This window comes from Candidatus Collinsella stercoripullorum (assembly GCF_027669965.1).
Classification (GTDB): Bacteria; Actinomycetota; Coriobacteriia; order Coriobacteriales; family Coriobacteriaceae; genus Collinsella; species Collinsella stercoripullorum.
Genome location: NZ_JAQECM010000062.1, coordinates 1 through 7640, shown reverse-complemented (window position 1 = coordinate 7640; position 7640 = coordinate 1). Strand labels below are relative to the sequence as shown.

General features: G+C 71.5%; 7 protein-coding genes. 6 read left to right on the top strand and 1 reads right to left on the bottom strand.

Annotated elements, in window-relative coordinates:
- The 6 genes from PHA29_RS09580 to PHA29_RS09555 form a co-directional block, all read left to right on the top strand.
- The coding region (locus PHA29_RS09580) for a UxaA family hydrolase (protein ID WP_270849388.1) at positions 1–1420 on the top strand (1420 nt) is incomplete at its 5' end.
- A 91-nt stretch (positions 1421–1511) separates the two neighbouring features.
- Positions 1512–2303 (top strand): L-fucose dehydrogenase, encoded by a 792-nt coding sequence (locus PHA29_RS09575; protein WP_270849387.1) that lies wholly within the window; start codon positions 1512–1514, stop codon positions 2301–2303.
- Between the two features lie 33 nt (positions 2304–2336).
- On the top strand, positions 2337–3134 hold the full coding sequence (locus PHA29_RS09570; protein ID WP_270849385.1) for an amidohydrolase family protein: 798 nt from the start codon (positions 2337–2339) through the stop codon (positions 3132–3134).
- 85 nt (positions 3135–3219) lie between these two features.
- Entirely contained in the window at positions 3220–4101 is an 882-nt protein-coding gene (locus tag PHA29_RS09565) for a dihydrodipicolinate synthase family protein (RefSeq protein WP_270405588.1), read from the top strand.
- A 60-nt stretch (positions 4102–4161) separates the two neighbouring features.
- Positions 4162–5022 carry an alpha/beta hydrolase gene (locus tag PHA29_RS09560; RefSeq protein WP_270849384.1) on the top strand — a complete coding sequence of 287 codons (861 nt, stop codon included), beginning with the start codon at positions 4162–4164 and terminating at the stop codon, positions 5020–5022.
- A gap of 232 nt (positions 5023–5254) precedes the next feature.
- A complete protein-coding gene (locus tag PHA29_RS09555; protein ID WP_270575027.1) occupies positions 5255–6160 on the top strand; it encodes a UTP--glucose-1-phosphate uridylyltransferase in 906 nt (301 codons plus the stop codon).
- A gap of 134 nt (positions 6161–6294) precedes the next feature.
- Here the strand turns inward: PHA29_RS09555 and PHA29_RS09550 are convergent.
- Positions 6295–7640 (bottom strand): ATP-binding protein (locus PHA29_RS09550; protein WP_270849382.1); only part of this gene is annotated, 1346 nt, incomplete at its 5' end.

The window sequence follows — 7640 nt, the reverse complement described above, 5'->3', positions numbered from 1 at the left end:
CCCCCTGTTCCACAAGATCGCCCGCGCCGACATCGCCGCGGGCGCGCGCGTCGTGAAGTACGGCGAGTACATCGGCACGGCGACCGCCGGCATCCCCCGCGGCGCGCACGTGCACACCCACAACTGCGCGAGCACCGACGCCCAGCGCGATGCGCTGCGCGCGGACGGCCCCGCTCACCCCGGGACCGTGACGGCGGACGCCGCCCCGCGTCCCGGCGCCCCGGGCGACCCCGCGGCGCCTTCGGGCGCCGCGCCGCGCACGTTCATGGGGTACCGCCGTCCGGACGGCCGCGTCGGCATCCGCAACCACGTCCTGGTCCTCCCCACGAGCATCTGCGCCTCCGACACCGCCGAGCGCATCGCGCGCGCCGTGGACGGCTGCGTGTCCTTCCACAACCAGAACGGCTGCTCGCAGGTGAACGCCGACCAGCAGCTGACGATCGACACCATGGCCGGGCTCGCCGCCAACCCCAACATCTGCTCGGTGCTCGCGGTATCCCTCGGCTGCGAGGGGTGCCAGAACGACCTCGTGGTCGACGCCATCCGCGCGCGCACCGGCAAGCCGGTGCGCAGCCTGGTGATCCAGCAGGTGGGCGGCTCCATCCGAGCGGTGGAGCGGGGCACGCGCGCGGCGCTCGAGCTGGCGGCCGACGCGGCCCGGGAGCGGCGCGTCCCCTGTCCGGTATCCGAGCTCGTCTTGGGGACCAACTGCGGGGGCTCCGACTCCTCGAGCGGCCTGGGTGCGAACCCCCTGATCGGCGAGGTCTCCGACTGGCTGGTCGCGCAGGGCGGCACCTCGGTGCTGTGCGAGACCCCCGAGATCTTCGGCGGGGAGCACGTGCTCGCCCGCCGCGCCGCCACGCCCGAGGTCGCGCGGCAGGTGGTGGGCATCGTCGAGGACTACGAGCGCTACGTGCAGATGTTCGGCGCCGAGATGCGCGAGGGCAACCCGAGCCCCGGCAACATGGCCGGCGGCCTCACCACCCTCGAGGAGAAGTCCCTCGGCTGCATCCACAAGGGCGGCCACAGCCCCGTCATGGCGGTCTACCCCTATGCGGCGCAGCTGAAGCCCCACGAGGGCCTGGTCATCATGGACACGCCGGGCAACGACCCCTCCTCGGTCATGGGCATCGTCGCCGGCGGCTGCCAGCTCGTGGTCTTCTCCACCGGCCTCGGCACCCCGACGGGCAACCCGGTGGCGCCGGTGCTGCGCCTCACCGCGAACCGCCGCACGGCCGAGACCATGGCGGACAATACCGATTTCGACGCCAGCGCGTCCATCTACGGGCCCGAGTCCATGGCCGAGCTGCGCGACCGGCTCATCGACGCCATCATAGCGGTCTGCGAGGGCAGGCCGACCTGCGCGGAGGCGCTCGGGTACACCGAGTGCGCCCTGCCGCATCTGTGCAACTACATGTAAGGGACGCGACGTCCCGCCCGGAAGGGGATCCTTCGGCGGGGCCGTCGTGCGGGTGCGCCCGCCGCGGGCGCGAAAGGAGGCCACACGGCTTATGGATCTGCATCTGGACGGCAAGGTCGTCATCGTCACGGGCGGCTTCAAGGGAATCGGCCGCGGCATCGTGTTCCAGCTCGCGCGCGAGGGCGCGGTCCCGGTGGTGCTGAACCGCAAGGACGGCGTGGAGGACGAGTTCGCTGCGGAGCTCTCGCAGGTCGCCGACACGTTCGACATCCACTTCATCGACCTCGCCGACACCGACGCGATCGCCCCGATCGTGGAGGAGACGGCTGCGCGCTACGGGCATATCGACGGCATCGTGAACAACGCGGGCCGCAACGACAACCTCGATCTGGAGACCACGGACTGGCGCGCGTTCGAGCGGTCGCTCCACGGCAACCTCACCCATTACTTCGAGCTCGTCCACTGCGCCGTGCCCCATCTCAAGCGGTCGCAGGGGTCCGTCGTCAACATCTCCTCGAAGGTGGCGCTCACCGGTCAGGGCAAGACCTCGGCGTACGCCGCCGCGAAGGGGGCGATCTTGGGCCTCACGCGCGAATGGGCCGCCGCGCTGGCGTCCGACGACGTCCGGGTCAACGCGATCGTGGTCGCCGAGGCGTGGACGCCCCTGTACGCACGATGGATCCAGAGCTTCGGCGACGAGCGGGCGCAGCGCGAGCGCGTGCGCGAGATCACCGACAAGATCCCGCTGGGGCATCGGATGACCTCGGTCGAGGAGATCGCCGACACCGTGTGCTTCCTGCTGTCCGACCGCGCCTCGCACACGACCGGCCAGTGGCTGAACGTCGACGGCGGGTACGTGGACCTCGACCGGGCCCTGTCGTAGGGCGCGGATGGGACCGATAAGGGGGGAGGGCCCATGGCCGATCTGAAGGTCGTCGATTCCCACTTCCATGTGTGGGACCTCGGGGCGCAGAGCCTTCCCTGGCTCGAGGGCACCGATGGCGGCATAACGTGCACCTGGACGTTCGAGGACCTGGAGGCGCTCTATGGCAGGCTGCCGGGCGTCGAGTTCGCGGGGGGCGTGTACGTCGAGGTGGACTGCGCCGACCCCATCGCGGAGGACGGGATCGTCTACGACCTCATGGCCCGGCATGGGCGGATCCGTGCGGCCATGCTGCGCGCCCGCGTGAGCCCGTGCATGCGGGTCCCCCTGCATGCCGCGGGCGTGCGCGAACCGCTGCACGTGGAGGGCTCGCCGCGCGGCCGCTGCCTGGAGCCGTCGTTCATCGAGGGGCTCCAGACGCTCGCCGCGGCCGGTATGCCCTTCGAGTCGTGCAACCGTGTATCCGAGCTCGAGGACGCCTACGAGGCGTTCGCCCAGGTGCCCGAGGCGACGGTGATCCTCAACCATCTGGGCAACGTCGAGTCGCTCGACGAGCCGTGGTGCGCGGTCATGAGGAGGTTCGCCGACCTGCCCAACCTGTACGTCAAGGTGTCGGGCTACCCCACCGCCGACCGCGGCTTCGTGTCCGAGCTGCTCGCGTTCGCGCGCGAGACGTTCGCCCCCGACAGGCTGCTCTATGCGTCCAACTGGCCGGTCGTCGAGACGTACTCCTCCTTCGAGGAGCACTTCGGCCTCCTGCGCGATGCGTTCGGCGACGACGGGGACTTCTTTATGAACAACGCCGTGCGGGCCTACGGCATCGCACTGTAGCGCCGGCGGGGCGCGGGGCGGCCCTCCGCCTTGCGCAGGCGATTCTTCGGTAGTGCGGGGCGCTGCCCCGAAAGGAGCGTTAACCATGTTTGAAGGCATCTTCTGCCCGTCCATCACCATCACCGACGCGGCGGGGGCGATCGATTACGAGCTGTGGGGCCGTCATCTCGACCATCTCGCCGAGGCGGGGCTCGACGGCGTCCTGCTGTTCGGCAGCATCGGGGAGTTCTACGCCTTCCCGTCCGAGGTCAAGAAGGAGGCGCTCGCGTCCGCCGTGGAGCGCGTCGCCGGCCGCATGAAGGTCCTTCTCGGCGTGGGGGACACCGCCATGGACCGCGTGCTCGACCTCGCCGCGTTCGCCGAGCGGGCGGGCGCCGACGGCGTCGTCGCCGTGTCGCCCTACTACTTCGGCCCGAGCGCCCCGTGCGCCGAGGAGTACTTCGGCGCGATCGCCGGCGCGACCGGGCTCCCCGTGATCCTGTACAACTTCCCGGCGCGCACGGGTGCCGACCTGACCCCCGAGCTCGTGGCGTCGCTCGCCGCGAAGCACCCGAACATCTGCGGGATCAAGGACACGGTGGACACGATCAGCCACACGCGAAAGGTGATCGCCGCCGTCCGCGCCGTGCGGCCGGACTTCTCGGTGCTCTCGGGGTTCGACGAGTACTACCTGGTGAACCGGGTGTCGGGCGGCGACGGCGTGCTGTGCGGCCTCACCAACGTGGAGCCGGAGCTGTTCGCCCGGATGCACGCCGCGTACCAGGGCGGCGACTTCGCGACGGCGGTCTCGTGCGCCGAGCGCATCGCGCGCCTCATGGCCGTCTACGACGTGTGCGACCTGTTCATCTCCTCCATCAAGGCCGCGGTGGCGGCGAAGGGCCTGCCCATCTCCACAAGGATCTGCGAGCCCGCCGTCCAGGCGACGCCCGAGCAGGTCGAGGCGGTCCGCGCCCTGTTGGCGGAGTAGGGTCCCCGTCCCGTCCCGACGCACGTCGCGGCGGGCGGGGCTCGATCGAAGGGATGTCCCATGGCGTTGATATGCGTGAACTTCTTCTCCACGTCGCTGGCGCGCACGGTGCCCCTGAACGTGGTCCTGCCCGTCGACAAGCAGACCGAGGCGCTCGACGCCGAGGCCGCCGGGAGGGTCTACGAGCCGCATGTGCCCGCGGGCGGCTTCAAGACCCTCTACCTGCTCCACGGGATCTTCGGCAACTACACCGACTGGGTGAGCGGGACCTGCATCCAGCGCTGGGCGGAGGAGCGCGACCTGGCGGTGGTCATGCCCTCGGGCGACAACATGTTCTACGTCGACCAGCCCGCCGCGCACGACCTGTACGGCCGTTTCATCGGCGAGGAGCTCGTCGCGCTCACCCGGGCGATGTTCCCGCTGTCGGCGCGGCGCGAGGACACCTTCATCGGAGGGCTCTCCATGGGCGGGTACGGCGCGCTGCGCAACGGGCTGAGGTACGCGCGGACCTTCGGCGCGGTCGCGGCGCTCTCGGGCACCCTGCATGTGGAGGACGTGGCGGGCCGCGGCGGCGCGGGCGCCCCGTTCTTCCGGTCGCGCGCGTTCGCGGGGGCGGTTTTCGGCGATGCCGGCGCGGTGGCGGGAAGCGACCGCGACCCGGCGCGCCTCGCCGCCGACCTCGCGGCGGAGGGCGGGCCGATGCCCCGTATCTACCTGGGATGCGGAACCCGGGACCCGCTGCTCGCATCCAACCGCGCCGCAGCCGCGGAGCTGCGCGGCCTCGGGTACGATGTCACCTACGAGGAGGCGGAGGGCGGCCACGAATGGGGGTACTGGAACCGCGCCATCGAGCGGGTGGTGGACTGGCTTCCGCTCGGAGAGGCCGTCGCGGGCATCGGCAGCGGCAACGTGCGCGTGTAGGGGCCGCGCCGCCGGGCGACGCAAGCGGTGTTCCGGCATGCGGTCGCGCCGAGCCGGCATGCGGATGCACCCGTAAGGTAACTGCGCATTTCCCACGCAGTTTTTCCCTACCTGCCCCGCGCGCCCGTCCGTTGGGGTACCCTGCCGGACAAGGATATATCCGGCGCCCCGCGCGCCACCTCACCGCCGTCCCTCGACGGGGCGGCGCGCCGCGAAAGGATCGAAACCGACCATGAAGGCCATCATCCCCGCCGCGGGTCTCGGCACCCGCTTCCTCCCCTCGACCAAGTGCACCCCCAAGGAGATGCTGCCGGTGCTCGACAAGCCCGTCATCCAGTACGTGGTCGAGGAGGCGCTCGAGCCCGAGGGCGTCGACGACGCGATCATCGTCACCTCGCCGGGCAAGCCCGAGCTGCTGTCCTACTTCCAGCCCGACCGCTCGCTCGAGGGCCTGCTGCGCGAGCGCGGCAAGGCCGCCTACGCCGACGCGGTCGCCGAGGCGGGCTCCATGCCCGTCGACTTCCGCTACCAGTACGAGCCGCGCGGCCTCGGCCACGCGATCCGCTCCGCGGCGGACGCCGTCGCGGGCGAGAGCTTCCTGGTGCTGCTCGGGGACTACGTCGTCCCCGCGCGCGACATCTGCACCAAGATGATGGAGGTCTCCGCCGCGCACGCCGGCGCCTCCGTGATCGCGGTGGCGCCCTGCGCCCCCGAGGAGGTCTCCCGCTACGGCGTGATCGCCGGCGAGCGCGCCGGGTCCCTCCCCGGCTGCGAGGACGCCGCCGACGACGAGCCGGGCGCCGTGTGGCGCATCTCCGGCCTGGTGGAGAAGCCCTCCGCCGAGGATGCCCCCTCCAACCTGTACATCGTCGGCCGCTACCTGCTCTCCCCGCTGGTCATGGACCTTCTGGGCGACCAGGAGCCGGGCAAGGGCGGCGAGGTCCAGCTCACCGACGCCATGGCCCGCTCGCTCGAGCGCGAGGCCATGTACGCCGTGGTCATCGACCCGCTGTCCGGCTACGACACCGGCACCCCCTCCGGCTGGATCGCCACGAACGCGCTCATGGCCGCCGAGGACCCGCGCTTCGCCGCGGCCTTTTGGGAGGCCATCGACGAGCGCGGCGGTCTCAAGCGCTAGGGGCGCCGGCCGCGCCGGTCCGCACGCGCGGACGGGCGCCTGGGCGCGACGGGCCCTTCCGACAGATCATCGATGGCGACGGGGCCGCGCGAGCGGCCCCGTTTCCCGTCTCGGGAGGGGGCGGGTCCTGGCGCTCATGTTCTGAGCAGGGCGTCCACCAGCGCGTTGTCGTTCTCATCGGGTGAGCCGAGCGGCAGCCCGCAGGCCTCGAAGAAGTGGCTTCCGGCGAACTGCCGCGCGCGGAACGAATCGTGGGCCCCGTCGTCCAGGTAGCGCACGCGCGAGAGGCAGTCGGCGGTGGCGCAGAACAGGGGCCCGCGCTCGCGCGCGTAGCGCAGGTAGAGCGGCTCATCGCTCCATAGCACCGCGCCCGCCAGGTTCTCGAGCTCGTAGGCGACGGCGTACTGGCGCCAGGCGATGCCGCGCTCGCGCACGTAGCGGTCGAGGACCGCGGCCATGCGCGTGACCCGTGCGAGGGTGTCCTCCGCGCTCAGGATGTGCAGGTCGTCCTCGGGCTGGCGCGCGGCCTCGGCGCCGAACAGCCGCTCGGCCGCGCGCTTGCGCTCCTCGCCGGCGAGCAGCACGGCGGGGACCGTGAGCTTCAGGGACTCGTCCCCGAACAGCTCGATGGAGGAGTGCGGCGTGCGCGGCGTGTCGCGGGTGGGGATGCTGAAGATGAGGGAGTCGTGCGCATGGTGGACGCGGCAGGCGAGGCCCTGCCGCGCGAAGCTGCCCCGCATCGCCTCCGCATGGGCGTTCAGCTCGTCGCGCGAGGGCGCGTCCGCCGCGCGGCGTCCCATCCGGAACATGTAGAGGTTGAACAGCGGCGTCTCGCGCGCGGCGACGAACACGGTGCGGCGGCAGAACGCCGTCACCTCGGCCCGCCGGCGCGTCGCCTTCCCGTAGAGGTCCACGAGGGCGGTGCTCGCGGCGGGACCGGAGGTCGAGCCCTCGCGGACGTGGACGACGCCGTCGGAGATGTAGGGAGGGAAGTCGCCCTCGAGCACCTGCACGACCACGACGCCGACCGCGGGGTCGGCGGGGTCCGCGATGAAGCGGACGTCGATGCGGGGGGCGGGGGTGATGTGGCGGCGGCACAGCTCCCCGATGATCTGGCTGTAGTCCGCCGCAAGCCGCGGGACGGGGCAGACGGAGCGGTCGTCGTCGGCGATCCCGATCACGAGCCAGCCCCCTGCCGAGTTGGCGAACGACGCGACGATCTTGGGGACCTTCTTCTGCACGGTGGGGGAGAAGCTGCGCTTGAACTCCAGGGCGTAGCCCTCCTCGAGGTCGCGCAGCTGGTCGAGGTCGGCGTAGGACACCTCGGGAAGCGTCTTGGGCCTACCCTGGTCGTCCTTGAAGGGGTAGAACATGCGGGGCCGCCTTTCCGTCGTCTTGCGCTTGTGTATACCCGCGATGCCGTGCGCCGCCGGGGTCTTCGGGGCGCCGTCCGCCACCGGTCGGCGCCCCGCCCCCGACA